The organism is Microbacterium sp. P5_B6 (assembly GCF_056400345.1).
The window spans coordinates 23,128-38,562 of the sequence record NZ_JBFULL010000009.1 but is presented as its reverse complement, the minus strand read 5'-3'; the positions used below and the strand labels follow the sequence as shown (position 1 = coordinate 38,562).

The window sequence follows — 15,435 nt, the reverse complement described above, 5'->3', positions numbered from 1 at the left end:
ATTCAGGGTGGGCGAGCGGGTGGGGAACGGCGTGGCGAGGGCCTCAGGCGGTGCGCAGGATCTGCTCGGTCACCCGAGTGGAGAAATGGAGTGCGTCGACCGGGATCCGCTCGTCCGCGGCATGGAACTCGCCGAAGACGTCGAAGTCGGAGGCAACGCGCAGGGGCACGAAGCCGTACCCCCGGATGCCGAGTCGCGCGAGGTGCTTGTTGTCGGTGCTCGCCGGCAGAAGATACGGCACGACGAGCCCGCCGGGGTCCTCGGCGGTGATCGCCGCTTGCAGGACGTCGAGGATCGGGGCATCCGGAGGCGATTCGATCGCCGCCACCTCACGACCCCACTCGATGTCGACCCCATCGCCCGCGACCTCGGCGAGCTCGGCGCGAAGTGCCTCGCTCTGACCGGGGAGGATCCGGATGTCGAGGCGCGCGGACGCCTCGGCCGGGATCACGTTCGTCTTTCCGCCGGCGAGCAGCACAGTGGGTGAGACCGTGTTGCGCGTCGTGGCCCCGATCAGCGACGAGACGAATCCGAGCTCGGCGAGCTCGGCATCCAGATTCTCGTCCGAGAAGGCCAGCCCGCGATACGCGCCGAACGTGTCGAGGAAGCGGGTCAGCGCGGGCGTGCGGATGACGGGGAACCGGTGCTCCCCGATGGCGGACACCGCGCGGGCGAGCCGCACCACCGCGTTGTCGGGCGTCGGACGCGAGCCGTGCGCAGCGCGCCCCCGGGCGGTGACGGTGGCCCAGGCGACCCCCTTCTCGGCGGTCGCCACCAGGTACGCGCGGCGGTCGGCGTCGATGGGGATGGAGAAGCCGCCGACCTCGCTGATGGCCTCCGTCGCGCCGGCGAAGAGCTCCGGCTGGTGCTTCACGATCCAGCGTGCGCCCCACACGCCCCCGGCCTCCTCGTCGGCGAAGAACGCGAAGATGAGGTCGCGGCGGGGCACGGTCCCCTCCCTGCGGAAGGCGCGCGCGATCGCGAGGATCGTGCCGGCGTAGTTCTTCATGTCCACGGCCCCGCGCCCGTAGAGGATCCCGTCGTGGATCTCGGCGCCGAAGGGCGGATGCGTCCAGTCCGCCTCGTCGACGGGTACGACGTCGAGATGGGCGTGGACGACGAGGGCCCCGGCCTCCGGGTCGGCGCCGCGGAGCCGTGCCACGACGCTGCCGCGCCCCGGTCGCGGCTCGACCAGAGTCACCTCGTAGCCCACTTCCTCGAGCTTCTCCTTGACGAACAGCGCCGCCCGGGTCTCGCCATCGCCGATCGTGGCGAGGTCACCGGTGTTGACGCTGTCGATCCGGATCAGCGCCCGGATGAACTCCAGCGCCTCCCGCTCGAGTGCAGTGGGGATCGTCATGCCCGTAATCAGTGCTGGTGCACGCGCGCGTCGTCGGCGAGCTTGAACGCGAGCCGACCGTGCGCATAGCCTCCGCCCGCGCGGATCGCGGTCGCGACCCAGGCGGCCTCGGCGAGCTCCGCTTCGCTCGCTCCCGCGCGCACCGCGTTCTGCGAGTGCCCGTCGATGCAGTACACGCACTGCGTGGTGATGCCGACCGCCAGGGCGATCAGCTCGCGGTACTTCAGCGGGATCTCCCGGCCCTCGGTGGCGAAGACCGCCTGGTCGAACGCTGCGAACGCAGCGAGGATGTCGGGGGTCTCGGCCTTGTACACCCGCGTGTAGGTCTTGTCGGCGGTGCGGTCGAAGTAGTCGGACACGTGCTCTCCTCGTCGGTCGGCGGCCACGCAGCGGCATGGCCCGCTACACGGTAACGGGCTGAACGCGACCGCTCTTCCCTCGATGACGTCCGGCGTCATGCAACCCCCGCGCGGCATCCAGGGCTTTCCCGGTCTTCGAGGTGTGGAGTGCGATACGCTGGAGGGGATAGGCGGACTTCTCATCCGTCTCGCCCCGGCTGTGTGGTAACAGTCGGGGCTTCTTCTTTGCCATCGGCGGCGTGGGGCGACCGACGCAGCAGCTCTTCGCGCGGGGTTCGGCACCGGCTTCAGAGTGCTGTCACTCAGGCAGAAATGACCGGACGACGGACGAGAGGTGGTCTCGCCCAGGGCCGATCCAGAAGATGTGACTCGACGTGTCGACTTCGATGAGGCGCGCACCGGGGATCGCTGCGGCGAGGTCTTCCGAGTGGTCGAACGACACTCCGCCGTCATGGCGGGAGGCGGTCACGAGGGTCGGGCAGGCAACTCTTGCGAGGGCGGATGCTCGTTCGCTCGCGTGGTGGCGGCCGCCATGGCGAAGGTCGTGGGCGAACCCGGAATCTGAGCGCATTGAGCGGAACAGCGCGCGCAGCTCATTCCTGTCCTCGTCGGTCAGGTCACCCCACCACTCGTCGATGGGGCGCGTGGAGAGACGTGCCATCATGCGTCGAAGCCCTCCATCGGAGCCGACGGAGCGATGCAGGAGGCGCCACACGAGAGTCTCCAGCGGAGGGGAGAAGACGACGCGGCCGCCGATCGCTTCCGCCGCCGTATCGGGGTAGTCGAGGCGGGAGGGGGCGCAGCTGTGCAGCACCAGGCGCTCGATCGCGAGCTCGGGCTGCAGCGCGGCGTGCACCGCATGCATTCCTCCGAACGACACTCCGACCGACCCCGCCACCTCTCCGATGTTCAGGGACTCGCACACTTCCCGCACCAGCGGAGCGAACGCCGCCGGGCTGAGCGCCCCGACGCGCGTGCCGCCATACCCGGGCCTGGAGAACGAGACCACTCCATAGCCCGAGTCGGTGTACAGGCTCCATCCGCAGTCGCATGCCGCCGCGCAATGTCCGCCCGGAAAGAAGAGCACGGGAGGTCGCTCTCCTGCCAGCCTGACGATCTCCACCGGGCCGCCACTGGTGCCGACGATGCGTGTTGGACGGTCGGGAGCACGCATCGATGAGCCTTCCCCGACACCTTCGTGGCTTCGATGGCACCCTATCGCCCGACGCGGTCGCCTCCTATGGCGCCCGCGCGTCCGATCAACGGGGAATCGACCCCGTGACGATCCGCTCGACGATGTGCGTCGTGCAATGCGCGGGCAGATAGTCGAGAATCCGCACTTCGCCGCCGTAGCCGCGCACCACGTCCGTCTCCTCGAGCATCTCCGGGGTGTAGTCGCCGCCCTTGGCGTAGATCTCCGGCCGCAGCTCGGCCAGCAGCGCCACGGGGCGGTCCTCGGAGAAGACGATCACGTGGTCGACGAAGCCGAGCGACTCGATCAGGGCCACGCGGTCCTCGATCGGGTTCACCGGCCGTCCGGATCCCTTGAGGCGGCGCACGGACGCATCGTCGTTCACAGCGACCACCAGCACGTCCCCGAGCTCCTTCGCCTGACGCAGATGCCGCGTGTGACCGAGGTGCAGCACGTCGAAGCATCCATTGGTGAAGACGACCTTCCGGCCGTGCCCCCGCTCGGCGCGCAGCGCCTCACGCAGCTCGGCCATGGCGACGGGGCTGGACGTTCCGCCGATCCCCGCCGCACGAAGGTCGGCGGCACTGCACACCGAAGTCCCGTCCCGACCGGTCACGACATCGGCCGCGCGCTGAGCGAGCCGCGCCGCCGCGGGCAGCGGCACACCGACGGCGACCCCGGCGGCGAGCGCGGCGGTGAAGGTGTCACCCGCTCCGCTCGCCTGGCGCTCCGGTGCCAGCCGCGCGTACGTCCTCGCCGTAGTGCGGCCCGCCTCCAGCACGACGGTGCCCTCGCGGTCGAGCGTGACAACAGCGGTCGCCGCCCCCGCCGCCTCGAGGAGTTCACCCGCTGCGTGGCCGACCGCGTCGGGCCTTCCCGGGTCGGGCAGAGCCCTCCCGAGCAGCAGTTCCGCCTCGCGGCAGTTCGGCGTCACGATGTCGGGCCGGATCGATGCCCACCGCCGGAGGTCGTGAGCATCCACGATCATGGCCCGAGGCCGCGGACTCCGCATCAGCACGTCGGCAGCCCGGTCGAGGAGTCCCGCACCGTAGTCGCACACGACGAGCACGGTGTCGGGGTCGTGCGCGGCGAGCGCCGCGTCGACCGAAGCCAGCGCGGCCTCCGAGAAGCGCGGGCGCACCCCCTGATCGATGCGCACCACCAGCTGATCGCCGCCGAGGATCCTCGTCTTCGACGGTGTCGTGCCGCGATCGCTTACGGCGACCTGCGAGGTGTCCACTCCGCCTTCCTCCAGGATCTCGAGCAGCCGGCGCCCTGCGGCGTCGTCGGCGACCGCGGCGATCAGCCGGACCCGCGCCCCCAGGGCTGCGAGATTCATCGCCGTGTTGGCGGCACCGCCGGCGCACTCCTCGGGCGCGTCCTCATCCACTTCGACCACGGGCACGGGCGCTTCGCGACTGATGCGTGTCACGCCGCCCCTCACCCATCGGTCGAGCATCGCGTCGCCGACGACGGTGATCCTGGGCTGTGCGCGGCCGAGCCGGTCGAGGAAGTCGTCCAGGTCGCCGCTCATGTGCGCTCTGTACCCCGATGCCTGTGTGCTCACACCTGGGACGAAGGGCCAGGTTTCAGGCGGAGCCCGACGGGGAACTGAGTACGTCGGGGACGCGGGCGGAGGGATGGACACGTGAGAGCGAGGGCGCTGGCCGATACGCAGCCCTTCGAGGACGTCCTGAAGATCGCGGTCCTCCGCGGGGGCGGGCTCGGCGACCTGGTGTTCGTGCTCCCTGCCGTCGACGCGCTCGCCGCGGCCTACCCGGAGGCGGAGATCGTGCTGCTCGGGACGCCGATGCACCGCGCTCTGCTGGGCGAGCGCGGTGGGCCGGTGAGTCGAGTCGAGGTCCTGCCGCCGGCTCGAGGGGTGTTCGGAGACGCGGACGATCCTGCCCGTGCCGACCGGTTCTTCGGACGGATGCGTCGGGAGCGCTTCGACCTCGCCTGCCAGCTGCACGGCGGCGGACGCTACTCCAACCCTTTCGTTCAGCGCCTTCGCGCTCGGCACACGGTGGGCACCCGAACGCCCGACGCCGCGGCGCTGGAGCGCTGCCTCCCGTACGTCTACTACCAGCACGAGGTGATCCGGTGGCTCGAGACCGTCGCCCTGGCGGGCGCGCCCTCGGTCGGCGCCGAGGCGCGCCTGGCCGTCGCCGCTCACGAGCCGGTGCGAGGCAACGAGCTCATCGGCCCCGCTCCGGATGGCGTCGCCGTGATCCATCCGGGTGCCAGCGACCCTCGTCGGCGGTGGCCGGCCGACCGGTTCGTCGACGTGGCGCTGCGACTCTCGAGCGATGGGATGCGGGTGGTGCTGATCGGCGAGGGGACGGATGCCGGTCTCGCCGACGCGATCGCCTCCGACGCCATCGCGGCAGGGGGCCAGGACATCGTCTCGCTCGCCGGCCGGCTCACCATGACGGAGCTGGTCGCGGTGCTCTCGGCGGCCGACCTCTTCGTCGGCAACGACAGCGGGCCGCGGCATCTCGCCCAGGCGGTCGGCGCGCCGACGGTGAGCGTCTACTGGTTCGGAAACCTGCTTAACGCGGGGCCGCTCACGCGCCGCCGTCATCGGGTGCAGCTGGCATGGACCACGCACTGCCCGGTGTGCGGCGCCGACCTCACTCAGGTCGGCTGGACCGCGGAGCGCTGCGAGCACGAGGAATCCCTCGTCGCCGACGTCAGCGTCGAGAACGTGTATGCCGACGCGCGGGATCTGCTCCCCGTCACGGCCAGGAGGGCTCGTCCTCGGGGCACATGACCAGCTCGCGGAGCTCGACACCGGCCGGCTGACGCAGCGCGAAGACGATGGCATCGGCGACCGAGGCCGGGTCGATGAGGTTCGCGTCGGGTCCCGGCTTGTACTGCTCGTCGCGTCCGTCGAAGAAGCGCGTGCGCATCCCGGCCGGGAACACCGTCGTGACTCCGAGGCTCCCCTTCGTCTCGGCGGCGAGCGCGCGTGCGAAACCCAGCACGCCGAACTTCGACGCGCAGTATGCCGTGGCGTCTCCCAGCGCTCGCAGGGCCAGCGACGAGGCGATCACCACGACTCGTCCGTGCGACTCCTTGAGCGCCGGCAGGGCTGAGCGCACGACCGCCACCGTGCCGAGCAGGTTCACCCCGACGATCTTCTCCCACTGGTCGCCCGGCAGGGCGTCGAGAGGAGCGGGGCGGTCGATGCCGGCCGCGGTGACCACGGCGTCGAGGCCGCCGTAGCGCCCGGCGAGCTCGGAGACCAGCGCCTCGGTCGCCCGGGTGTCCGAGACGTCGCAGGCGTACGAGTCCTCTCCGACGGCCGAGACGTCCAGGTCGAGGACGACGGCTCTGCCACCACCTGCGCGAACGGCGGCGGCGACGGCGGCGCCGAGGCCGGAACCACCGCCGGTGATCAGGACGGTGCCGAGTGGTCGGTCAGCAGACATGGTGCTCCTTTCGAGGGGCGATCGGGGTCGGTCGAACGGTGAAGACGGATGCTGAGGGGCTCTAGCCCACCCGCGCCAGGGCGCCGGCCAGCCCCGTCGTGGATCGGCCCGGGTGGTACGGCACGGTGACCGTGCGGGCGCCCCACTCCGCGAGGACCGCGGTCTCGGGCAGCTCCTCCGCGACGTAATCGCCGCCCTTGACCCAGATGTCGGGAGCGATGCGCCGGAGCGCGGCCTCGGGCGTGCTCTCCTCGAACACCTCAACGGCATCGACGCACTCGAGGGCGAGCAGAAGCTCCCGCCGGTCGTCCTGCCCCATGATGGGCCGCTCCGAGCCTTTGAGGCGGCGCACCGAGTCGTCGCTGTTGAGGCAGACGATCAGGCAGTCCCCGAGGGCGCGAGCCGCGGCCAGGGTCCGCGCATGTCCGGCGTGCAGCAGGTCGAAGCAGCCGCCGGTCGCCACCACGATGCCCCCGGCGCCCCGCGTGGCGCGGGCGACGGCCAGCGCATCCGTCGGGGCCGACAGCATCCGCCCGTCGAAGGAATGCGACCGGCCGGCGACGCCGCCCTGGGCGAGGAAGCGACCGGCTGCCGAGACCGCAGACTGCGTGGCCGCGGCGAGCGACGCACCCGAGACGAGCGCGCCGGTCAGCGACGCGGCGAACCGGTCGCCCGCGCCGCACGTGTCGTGCGCCATCACGGGCAGCGCGGGCACGACATGGGGGAGACCGGATGCCGCATCCGGCGTGTGCATCAGTGCCCCGCGCGAGCCCAGCGTGACGATCACCGCCCGCACACCCCACGCCGTCGCAAGCCGCGCGGCAGCATCCGAGGCGGCAGGGATGCCCGTGCCGGAGCACCCGGCGGAGGCGAGAGCCTCGGGAAGGTTCGGGGTGACTGCCGCCGCGGTCGCAACAGGCGTGGCTCCTCGGGGGTGCGGGTCCCAGACGAGCGGCACCCGCGCACCGGCTCGGGTCAATGCTTCACGCAGCCGGGGGTCGGCGGTGAGGCCGCGACCGTAGTCCGAGACGAGGATGGCCTCGGCGGACTCCACCGCCGCGATCATCGCGTCGGTCGCCTCCGCGGCGATGATCTCGTCGCATCCTTCGTCCATCCGGACGACCGAGTGATCGGCTGCGCGCAGCCTCGTCTTCGTGGGCGTCGGACCGTCATAGCGCGCCGCCACGATGTCCAGAGCCGCTTCGCCTCCCAGGGAATCGAGGAGCCGGCGGAGGACCGCGGCGCCGGAGTCGTTCCCGAACGCCGTGACGAGTGTGACCTCCACCCCGTCTCCCGCCAGCATCGCGGCGACCAGTCCCGCCCCGCCGGCCCGCTCCGTCCGACTGTCGACGCTGAGCACCGGCACCGGCCCATCGGGACTCAGCCGCTCCGCGCGACCGTCGACGTCCACGTCGAGCAGCACATCCCCCACCACGGTGATCCTCATGGTCGGCGCCCCTCCCTGACCGCATCGCGCCTGTGGACCGCGTGATCGAAGACCCGGCAGAGCAGGTGCAGTGCGACCAGCTGCGCCTCCTGGACGGCTGCGCCGCTGCCGGTCAGGGCGATGCGCTCATCGCACTCGGCGGCGAGCGGGTTGGGCTCCTCGCCCGTGAGAGCCCACGTCACCGCGCCCGCGCGGCGTCCGGCCTGCGCTGCCCGCAGCAGGTTGGGGCTGCGGCCGCTCGTGGAGAGCAGGAACAGGATGTCGCCCTTTCGCGCGTGGGCGGCCACCTGGCGGGCGAACACCTCGTCGAAGCCGTAGTCGTTCCCGATGGCCGTCACGCTGGACGTCTCGGCATGCAGCGCGATCGCCGAGAACGGCCGGCGCTCGCCATCGAAGCGGCCGACGATCTCAGCCGTGAGGTGCTGCGCCTCTGCGGCGGACCCGCCGTTGCCTGCGGCGAGGAGCCGTCCCCCGGCCATGAGCGCCGCGGCGAGCCGCTCACCCCATGTCACCAGAGTGGGGACGCTGCCCTCGAGGGACGCCATCACGCCCGCATGCTCGGCCAGATGGGCCTTGAGGGCGAGGGCGAGTGTCCGGTCCGCGGGCAGTGCGGGCACGGCAACGAGGCCGGTGGCGGTCATCGTGAGCTCCCTGCGATGGGCGTGGACCGAGCCGCTCGAAGCGAGGTCGAGGTCGATGCCTTCTGGGCCGCGATCACCTTGCGGTACACCCGCTCCGTGTCGGCGGCGACCTTCGGCCAGGTGTAGCGCCGGCGCACGCGCTCCACCCCGGCTCTGCCCAGCTCGTGCAAGAGCGCCGGGTCAGCCAGCAGCTCGGTCACCGCGTCGGCGATGGCGTCGGGATCGCGAGGTGGGACATGGATGCCGGTGCCGAGGTGCACGACGCTGTCGATGAGGCCGCCCACGGACGCCGCCACGACGGGCACTCCTGCCGCCATCGCCTCCAGCGGCACGATGCCGAAGGGCTCGTACCAGGGCGCGCACACGACGAGGTCGGCTGAGCGGACCACGGCGGGCAGCTCGGCCTGCGACAGCTGCCCGCGGAAGGTGACCAGCCGCTCGACGCCCTCCGCGCGTGCGTGGGCGGCGAGCCGCTGGACGTCGGCGTCCTCGTCGATGCGATCCGCGCCCCGCGAGCCGCCGACGATGACGAGCTCGATGTCGTCGCGTCCCACTTCGGCGAGTCGCGCGAGAGCCGAGATGGTCAGGCCCACGCCTTTGCGGGGGACGAGGCGACCGACCGTCATGATCCGGAACGGGCGCTGCTTGTGCTCCGCCGGCCCATCGGGCGTGAACAGGGAGACGTCGACGCCGCACGGCACCACCGAGATATGCGAGGACGGAACCCCGAGAGGGATCAGCTCGAAGGCCTCGTCCGAGCAGGTCGCGACCACCGCATCGGCCTCGCGGCCGACGCGCGGCTCGAGTTCCGCACGCTCGGCGGGGCTCGTGTCCTCCTCTCCCTGGTGGCGGCGCTTGACGACGCCGAGGGCGTGGAACGTGTGCACGACGGGAGGACGCGGAGCATCAGGGCGACGGGCGGCGTCCAGGGCTGCCAGCCCCGACATCCAGAAGTGGCTGTGCACGACGTCCGGCGGATCCTCCCGCCAGTACTCCGCGAGCCGGTCGCCGAATTCGCCCATGTGGGGGAGCAGAAGGTCTTTCGAGACCTCCTGGGGCGGACCGGCATCCACCTGCACGACTTCGACTCCCCGGCAGAGGGGAACGCGTTCGCGGACTCCGGGGTCGTCGCGCCGGGTGTAGACGGTGACCTGGTGCCCGCGTGCGGCGAGCTCTTGCGAGAGGGCGGCGACGTGGACGTTCTGTCCGCCGGCGTCGACACCCCCCAGGATCGCGAGCGGACTGGCGTGCTCCGAGACCATCGAGATTCTCATTGCAGACTCCTCTGCGAATAGCGGTGCGATACCGAGGACGGGAGCAGGCGCGGCCGCGGATGATCGGACGCGATGTCGTGGAGAACGTCGTCCCAGCGGCTGAGGAACGCGTCGAGACCGTAGTGCTCGAGCGCATGCCGACGCGCCGCACGCCCGCGATCGCGCGCAAGATCCGGGTCGTGGATGAGTGCGCGGAGCGCGGACGACAGCTCGTCGAGATCGTTGGACATGACGCCGGCCTCGGGAGGAACCGCGCGCGGCGCCTCGGTCGCGGCGAGACCGACCACCGGCATCCCGAGATGCATCGCCTCGAGGAGGGCGAGTCCGAGCGAGGTCCAGCGGAAGGGATGCAGGTACACCCGCCGGCGGGCCAGCTCGGCGTGGAGCTCGGCGGGGCGCAGATCACCGGCCGGTGTGACCGATTCCCGGGCCACCTCGAGCGCCTCGGGGAGTGTCTCGCCCTTCATGCCGAAGACGTCGACCGGCGCGACGGCAGCGAACGCCGGCAGCAGGTCGGTGCCGGTGATGCGCCCGCGCCGCACCGGCTCGTTGACGACCGCCCCCAGGCGAGGCAGCTCGCCCGTGTAGAGGGGGCCGGGATCGGGGACACCGTGCTCGACCACGATCGTCCGCGCGTGGCCGTTGTCCCAGAAGAGGCGGTTGAAGTGGGTGACGTGCACGATCGGGATGTCGTCACGATCGGCGAGCGGATGCCGGCTGCTCGCCGCATCCGGCTTCGGGGTGTTGTGCTCCAGGTACACGGCCGCGAGATCCCGCCCCAATCGGCGACCTGTGAGACGCTCGGCGAGTGCGAGCTCCTCGGGGCGCTGCAGCACCACGACGTCGAGGTCGGCGGTGCGCAGATCCTCAGCGGCGATCTCCTGCGCTGCCGGCCACTCCCGCCCGAGCAGTCCTCCGCCGTGCGGGTCCACGGGCAGAAGGTAGTCGTGGTGGCCGCGCACAAACGCGTCGGTGTACCCACCGTGCACGTGCCACATCAGGACTCTCATCGTCGCCCGCTCTCGAGGTCGCGGACTCGTGATCCTTGGACGAGTTCGGGCGCCAGTTCGAGGCACGCCGCGACCACCTGCTCGGGCGACACGGACGACAGGCACGGGTGACCGGGGACCGGGCATTCTCGGGCTCGAGAGTCGCGGCACGGAGCGTGCTGATCGCCGAGGAGCACGAACGGCACGCCGTACGGCGCCCAGCGGACGGCGGGCACGACAGGCGAGAACAGGCTGACCACCGCCGTGCCGACGGCCGCGGCGACGTGCGCGGGCCCGGTGTTGCCCGTGATGACGACGCTCGCGCGGGCGAGCAGGGCGGCGAGTGCCGGAAGCGCCGTCACCCCGCCGAGATCCAGCGCGTGGGCGCCGCCCCCCGACACCTCGGCGGTGAGGTCGATCTCGTCCGGCCCGCCGGTCACCGCGACGGAGATGCCCCGGGCGTCCAGCTGTCGCACCACTTCGGCGAAGTGGTCGGAGGGCCATCGACGCGCGGATGCGGAGGCGCCGGGGTGGACGACGATGAATGCGCCCAGCGCGTCGACCTCGGGCGGCGTCGCAGCGGATGACTCGATGCGGAGCTCCCCGATGTCGCCGGGCGGGAGTGTGAACCCCGCCGCCGCAGCGATGGCGCGGGCGCGCTCGGCCTCAGGCTGATTTTCAGGAAAGTCCTCCCCGGGCCTGAGCCTCACGTCCAGCAGCGCGCCGGCGTAGTCCACAGACGCCCCCGCGATCCAGGGCACACCCGCGAGCCGCAGCTGGAGTGCAATCGGGAGGGGCGACTGATGGAAGGAGGTGAGGACGATCGCGAGATCGGGGGCCAGCTCGCGCACGAGGCCGTCGAGCACGGCAAGGTGATCGCGGCTCACCGGAGGGGAGGGGACCGTGATCCACGGGCAGTCCCAGACGAGGACTCCGTCAACTCCGGGAAGGAGGGATGCGGCGCCCGCTCCGACGGAGCTGCACAGCATCCACACCTCGTCGATCGACGGGTCCGCGGCGATCGCGCGCACGGCCGGCCCGGCCAGCAGCACGTCCCCGACGCTGTCCAGCCGCACGACGAGCGCGCGGCGGGTCATGTCCGGACCTCTCGGCGATTCACCGGACCTGCCGGGATCGTCGCCAGCACGAGCTCGACGGCGTCGGCGAGGTCGCCCGCGACCATGTCGGCGTCTGCGATCTCCTTCACCCGCGTGGCAGGGGTCGGCACGAGGATGCCGTGCGCTCCCGCCGCGCGGGCCGCCGCGAGATCGGTGCCGATGTCCCCGATCACGACGGTCTCACCCGGGTCGACGCCGAGCGAACGGCACGCGCTGATCACCATGCCGGGCTGGGGCTTGCGGCAGGGGCAGTGGTCCGCGGGCGCGTGCGGGCAGTACTCCCAGACGTCGAACGGGCCGAGCAGCTCGTCGACGCGGGCGTTGACAGCATCCACCTGCGAGCGGGTGACGAGACCGCGCGCGATGCCGGACTGATTCGAGACGACGCCGACCGCGATGCCCGCCTGCCGCAGTCGTCCCAGGGCGAAAGACGCGGTCGGCAGGGGACGGACCCGCGCGGGGTCGCCGTTGTACGGCACGTCCACGACGAGCGTGCCGTCGCGGTCGAAGAGCACGGCGCGGATCGGGCCATCTGCGGTCATGCCTCTGGTGGTGCCCACTTCTCCTGCTGCTCAAACGCCGAGGGTGCTTCTTCTCCGCCAACGGCGCTCGCCGCAAGCCCCAGGCGGCCTCCCCAAACGCGGGAATAGGCTGGCCGCGTGCCGGATGAAGCGAACATCGCCCGCTTCGAAGACCGTGACGACAGGCCCGATGTCGTGGCGCTGCGAGCGCTCAAACTGGGCGACCTGCTCGTCGCGGTTCCGGCTGTGCACGCGCTGCGCCGCGCGTTTCCGGACCACCGCCTGACCCTGGCGGTGCCCGGCTGGCTGGAGCCGATCGTCGGTCTCATCGCCGGAGTGGATGCGCTCCTCCCCACTCCCGGGCTGAACGCGCCGCTGCCCGTGCGCGAGGGCGAGGTCGATGTCGCCGTGAACCTCCACGGCAGCGGGCCCGAGAGCCGCGGGGTGATCGATGCCCTCGCCGCCCGGCTGGCCATCGTCCACCGCGTCGAGGAGATCGACGGGCCGGATGCCGGGGATCCCCGCATGCCGCTCTGGCGGAACGATCTGCACGAGCGCGAGCGGTGGGTCCGGCTGCTCGCCGCGTACGGCATCCCCGGCGATCCCGATGAGGTGGGGCTCCTCTCCTCGCCACGACGAGGGAGCGTCGCGGGGGCGACGGTCCTGCACGTGGGAGCCTTCTACGGCTCGCGACAATGGCCGGTCGAGAGGTTCGCGGTGGTCGCCCGGCACCTCGCCGCGGAAGGGCATCGGGTCGTGTTCACGGGCAGCGCCGCTGAGCGCGAGCGGGCAGCCGCCGTCGCGTCGCTCGCAGGTTTGGGAAACGACACCGTGCTCGCGGGCGCCCTCGACCTGGCCGAGTTCGCCGCTGTCATCGAAGACGCCGAGCTGGTCGTCTCGGCCGACACGGGTGCGGCGCATCTCGCCTCGGCGTACGCGCGTCCGTCGGTGGTGATCTTCGGGCCCGCGGCACCCGAGAACTGGGGACCGCCGCCCGGACCGCACATCGTCCTGACGGACCCCTCAGTGCGCCGCGGCGAGACCTTCGCCGCGGAGCCTGACCCGGCCCTCCTGGCGGTGACTGCCGAAGACGTCCTCGCGGCCGCTCACGCCGTCCTCGGCAACGGCGCCTGAGCGCGGTCCGCCTGAGCAGCGCCGGTGCCGTTGACGATGCGATCCTGCAGGACTCGCAGGGTCTTCGCGAGGATGCGCGAGACCTGCATCTGGCTGACACCGATCTCGGTCGCGATCTCCTGCTGAGTGCGCTCTTCGAAGAACCGCAGCTGGAGCACGCGGCGTTCCCGCGGAGGCAGCGTGCGCAGCACTGACCACAGCAGCGCGCAGCGCTCGGCGTGCTCCTGCTCGTCCTCGCGCCCGGGGATCAGGTCGGCAAGCGTCGCTGAGCCGTCTTCGCGCACCGGTGCATCCAGCGATGCCGGGTGCAGGTGCTGAGCGCTCGCAAGGGCTTCGCGCGCGAGTTCGGCCGCCACTCCGAGATCCTCGCTGAGCTCTGCCATCGACGGATCTCTTCCGAGTTCCTGAGCGAGCCGCGGCCCCGCTTCCGAGATGCGCGCGCGAAGATCCTGGATCTGCCGTGGTGGGCGGATGAACCAGCCGTGATCGCGCAGATGACGCTTGATCTCGCCCGAGATGGTCGGCACGGCGAACACCGCGAAGCTCACGCCTCGTTCCGGATCAAACCGGCGGGACGCATTCAGCAGGCCGATGAACGCCACCTGGATGAGGTCCTCGTCCCGAGCGACGTTCGGCGCGAAGAACCTCCGCGCCACCGCCTCTGCGAGCGAGAGGTGCGCGATCATCAGCATCTCGGGGGTGGACGCTGGGCACAGCGTCGGGTCGGCGGCGCTCACGTCCCTGTCGGTCATTGGAGGATCGTCGGTGCCGGCGGGCGAATTCACCGAGGGGGTTGAGAAGCGCGCACTTCTCCTTCACAATGCTCCCGCGTCAGAACTGCACGACGTCGAAGGCATCCACGGGGCGATGGGGGATCGTGGTCGGGGTCTCGAGGTGCACGGCACCGCTCGGGAGGATGCCGGCGCCGCCGAAGCGCTCCATCACGCGCCACTGGGCGGCGACGTCCTCGCCGGAATGCTCGCGCTGAAGCTCTTTCCAGAACTCGAAGCCGCCGACATCCACCAGCGCCTGTCGACGGAACATCACGCACCCTCCGATCCACGCGACCTGGTAGGCGAGCCAGCCGCACTCAGGCAGGTCGTGTCGTCCGGCGATGTGGGTCAGGTTGGCGGCATTGTGCAGGGGCCAGCGATCGAAAGGGGCCGTGTCACGGCGGACGGTCTCGGGCTTCACGCCATCCGGCCAGAGCCGAAAGGTCGCCTGCTCGCCGGGTCGCTCGTCGTCGAGGAACGACAGCCCCTGCACGGCGGCCCCGACGAAGCCGCACCCGAGCCGGTCGAGGGCGTCAGCCAGCCGGTCGAGCTGGCCCGGTTCGAGCCAGACGTCGTCGTCCAGGAAGAGCACCTTCTCGGCATTCGACTGATCGAGCAGGAATTGGCGGTGCTCGGCCATCCCGCGGCGGGGGAGGTGGCGCAGCACCCGCACTTCGCGCCCCTGGACCTGCAGCACCCGCAGCATCGCCTGGACGACCGCTCCTTCCGTCGCGCCGTGCTCGGACTGATCGCTGATCACCACGCGGAACAGCGGATCATCCTGTGCCGCCAGTCCCGCCAATGTCACGGCGAGCTCGCTCACCCGTCCGGCGGTCGGGATGAGGACGTCCACGGGTGCTCGCGGCGGCGTCGCCCGCCGCGCCCACTCGTGGGATTCGCGCCGCGAAGACACTCAGCCGCCGCTGAGAGCGCTGCTGACAGCGGTGGGGCCGTCGAAGGAGTCCTCTCCGGACGACTCCAGGGCTGAGACGACGTCGTCCGGTGCGCCGTTGTCACGCGCAGTCTGCACGAGCTCGTCCTTGGAAGCCGGATAGTCGACGCCGCCGAGGTACTTCTGCAGTTCGATCGGGGTGGGCTTCTGTGCCATTGGTCCTCCTCGTTCAGATGGGTGCGACCGTAGGTTCGAGCGGTCGAACCGCGCGAAGGGGTTGACAGGACCGGGCGGACGATGT

General features: G+C 71.3%; 16 protein-coding genes. 2 read left to right on the top strand and 14 right to left on the bottom strand.

The annotated features are described in order from the left end of the window. Nucleotides 1-43 precede the first annotated feature (43 nt). The 4 genes from AC1DP3_RS13410 to AC1DP3_RS13395 all read right to left on the bottom strand — a co-directional run bounded on the left by AC1DP3_RS13410 (nucleotide 44) and on the right by AC1DP3_RS13395 (nucleotide 4,445). Nucleotides 44-1,360: a M20/M25/M40 family metallo-hydrolase gene (locus AC1DP3_RS13410; protein WP_477294045.1), complete on the bottom strand. Its 1,317-nt coding sequence runs from the start codon at nucleotides 1,358-1,360 to the stop codon at nucleotides 44-46. Between the two features lie 8 nt (nucleotides 1,361-1,368). Further along, nucleotides 1,369-1,719 (bottom strand): carboxymuconolactone decarboxylase family protein, encoded by a 351-nt coding sequence (locus AC1DP3_RS13405; protein ID WP_477294043.1) that lies wholly within the window; start codon nucleotides 1,717-1,719, stop codon nucleotides 1,369-1,371. Nucleotides 1,720-2,017: 298 nt separating this feature from the next. Then, complete coding sequence (locus AC1DP3_RS13400; protein ID WP_477294041.1) at nucleotides 2,018-2,893, bottom strand: alpha/beta fold hydrolase; 876 nt, start codon at nucleotides 2,891-2,893, stop codon at nucleotides 2,018-2,020. Between the two features lie 85 nt (nucleotides 2,894-2,978). Beyond that, nucleotides 2,979-4,445, bottom strand: a complete 1,467-nt coding sequence (locus tag AC1DP3_RS13395) for a PfkB family carbohydrate kinase (protein WP_477294040.1) — start codon at nucleotides 4,443-4,445, stop codon at nucleotides 2,979-2,981. Nucleotides 4,446-4,559: 114 nt separating this feature from the next. Here AC1DP3_RS13395 and AC1DP3_RS13390 point away from each other — a divergent pair, with 114 nt between their 5' ends. Beyond that, nucleotides 4,560-5,684 carry a glycosyltransferase family 9 protein gene (locus AC1DP3_RS13390; RefSeq protein ID WP_477294038.1) on the top strand — a complete coding sequence of 375 codons (1,125 nt, stop codon included), beginning with the start codon at nucleotides 4,560-4,562 and terminating at the stop codon, nucleotides 5,682-5,684. Here AC1DP3_RS13390 and AC1DP3_RS13385 read toward each other — a convergent pair. The 7 genes from AC1DP3_RS13385 to AC1DP3_RS13355 all read right to left on the bottom strand — a co-directional run bounded on the left by AC1DP3_RS13385 (nucleotide 5,650) and on the right by AC1DP3_RS13355 (nucleotide 12,356). After that, on the bottom strand, nucleotides 5,650-6,345 hold the full coding sequence (locus AC1DP3_RS13385) for an SDR family oxidoreductase (RefSeq protein WP_477294036.1): 696 nt from the start codon (nucleotides 6,343-6,345) through the stop codon (nucleotides 5,650-5,652). The two genes, AC1DP3_RS13390 and AC1DP3_RS13385, sit on opposite strands and share 35 nt — an antisense overlap. Before the next feature lie 61 nt (nucleotides 6,346-6,406). Then, nucleotides 6,407-7,792 (bottom strand): PfkB family carbohydrate kinase, encoded by a 1,386-nt coding sequence (locus AC1DP3_RS13380; protein ID WP_477294034.1) that lies wholly within the window; start codon nucleotides 7,790-7,792, stop codon nucleotides 6,407-6,409. Further along, nucleotides 7,789-8,433, bottom strand: coding sequence for a D-sedoheptulose-7-phosphate isomerase (locus tag AC1DP3_RS13375; RefSeq protein WP_477294032.1), 645 nt, complete (start codon nucleotides 8,431-8,433; stop codon nucleotides 7,789-7,791). The genes AC1DP3_RS13380 and AC1DP3_RS13375 overlap by 4 nt, the downstream gene beginning before the upstream one ends. Beyond that, nucleotides 8,430-9,707 (bottom strand): glycosyltransferase, encoded by a 1,278-nt coding sequence (locus tag AC1DP3_RS13370; RefSeq protein WP_477294030.1) that lies wholly within the window; start codon nucleotides 9,705-9,707, stop codon nucleotides 8,430-8,432. Before AC1DP3_RS13370 ends, AC1DP3_RS13375 begins: the two co-directional genes overlap by 4 nt. After that, nucleotides 9,704-10,717 (bottom strand): glycosyltransferase, encoded by a 1,014-nt coding sequence (locus AC1DP3_RS13365; protein ID WP_477294028.1) that lies wholly within the window; start codon nucleotides 10,715-10,717, stop codon nucleotides 9,704-9,706. Before AC1DP3_RS13365 ends, AC1DP3_RS13370 begins: the two co-directional genes overlap by 4 nt. Beyond that, nucleotides 10,714-11,793: a glycosyltransferase family 9 protein gene (locus AC1DP3_RS13360; protein ID WP_477294026.1), complete on the bottom strand. Its 1,080-nt coding sequence runs from the start codon at nucleotides 11,791-11,793 to the stop codon at nucleotides 10,714-10,716. The genes AC1DP3_RS13365 and AC1DP3_RS13360 overlap by 4 nt, the downstream gene beginning before the upstream one ends. Further along, nucleotides 11,790-12,356, bottom strand: coding sequence for a D-glycero-alpha-D-manno-heptose-1,7-bisphosphate 7-phosphatase (locus AC1DP3_RS13355; protein WP_477294181.1), 567 nt, complete (start codon nucleotides 12,354-12,356; stop codon nucleotides 11,790-11,792). Before AC1DP3_RS13355 ends, AC1DP3_RS13360 begins: the two co-directional genes overlap by 4 nt. Before the next feature lie 117 nt (nucleotides 12,357-12,473). On the opposite strand from AC1DP3_RS13355, the gene AC1DP3_RS13350 reads away from it, so the two are divergent. After that, nucleotides 12,474-13,469 (top strand): glycosyltransferase family 9 protein, encoded by a 996-nt coding sequence (locus AC1DP3_RS13350; RefSeq protein ID WP_477294024.1) that lies wholly within the window; start codon nucleotides 12,474-12,476, stop codon nucleotides 13,467-13,469. On the opposite strand, the gene AC1DP3_RS13345 is transcribed toward AC1DP3_RS13350, so the two are convergent. From AC1DP3_RS13345 to AC1DP3_RS13335, 3 genes are all read right to left on the bottom strand, one after another. Beyond that, nucleotides 13,442-14,221, bottom strand: coding sequence for a sigma-70 family RNA polymerase sigma factor (locus tag AC1DP3_RS13345; protein ID WP_477294022.1), 780 nt, complete (start codon nucleotides 14,219-14,221; stop codon nucleotides 13,442-13,444). The genes AC1DP3_RS13350 and AC1DP3_RS13345 overlap by 28 nt on opposite strands. Before the next feature lie 79 nt (nucleotides 14,222-14,300). Further along, nucleotides 14,301-15,095, bottom strand: coding sequence for a glycosyltransferase family A protein (locus tag AC1DP3_RS13340; RefSeq protein WP_477294020.1), 795 nt, complete (start codon nucleotides 15,093-15,095; stop codon nucleotides 14,301-14,303). Nucleotides 15,096-15,155: 60 nt separating this feature from the next. After that, nucleotides 15,156-15,350, bottom strand: a complete 195-nt coding sequence (locus AC1DP3_RS13335; RefSeq protein ID WP_477294018.1) for a DUF2795 domain-containing protein — start codon at nucleotides 15,348-15,350, stop codon at nucleotides 15,156-15,158. Between the last annotated feature and the right edge of the window lie 85 nt (nucleotides 15,351-15,435).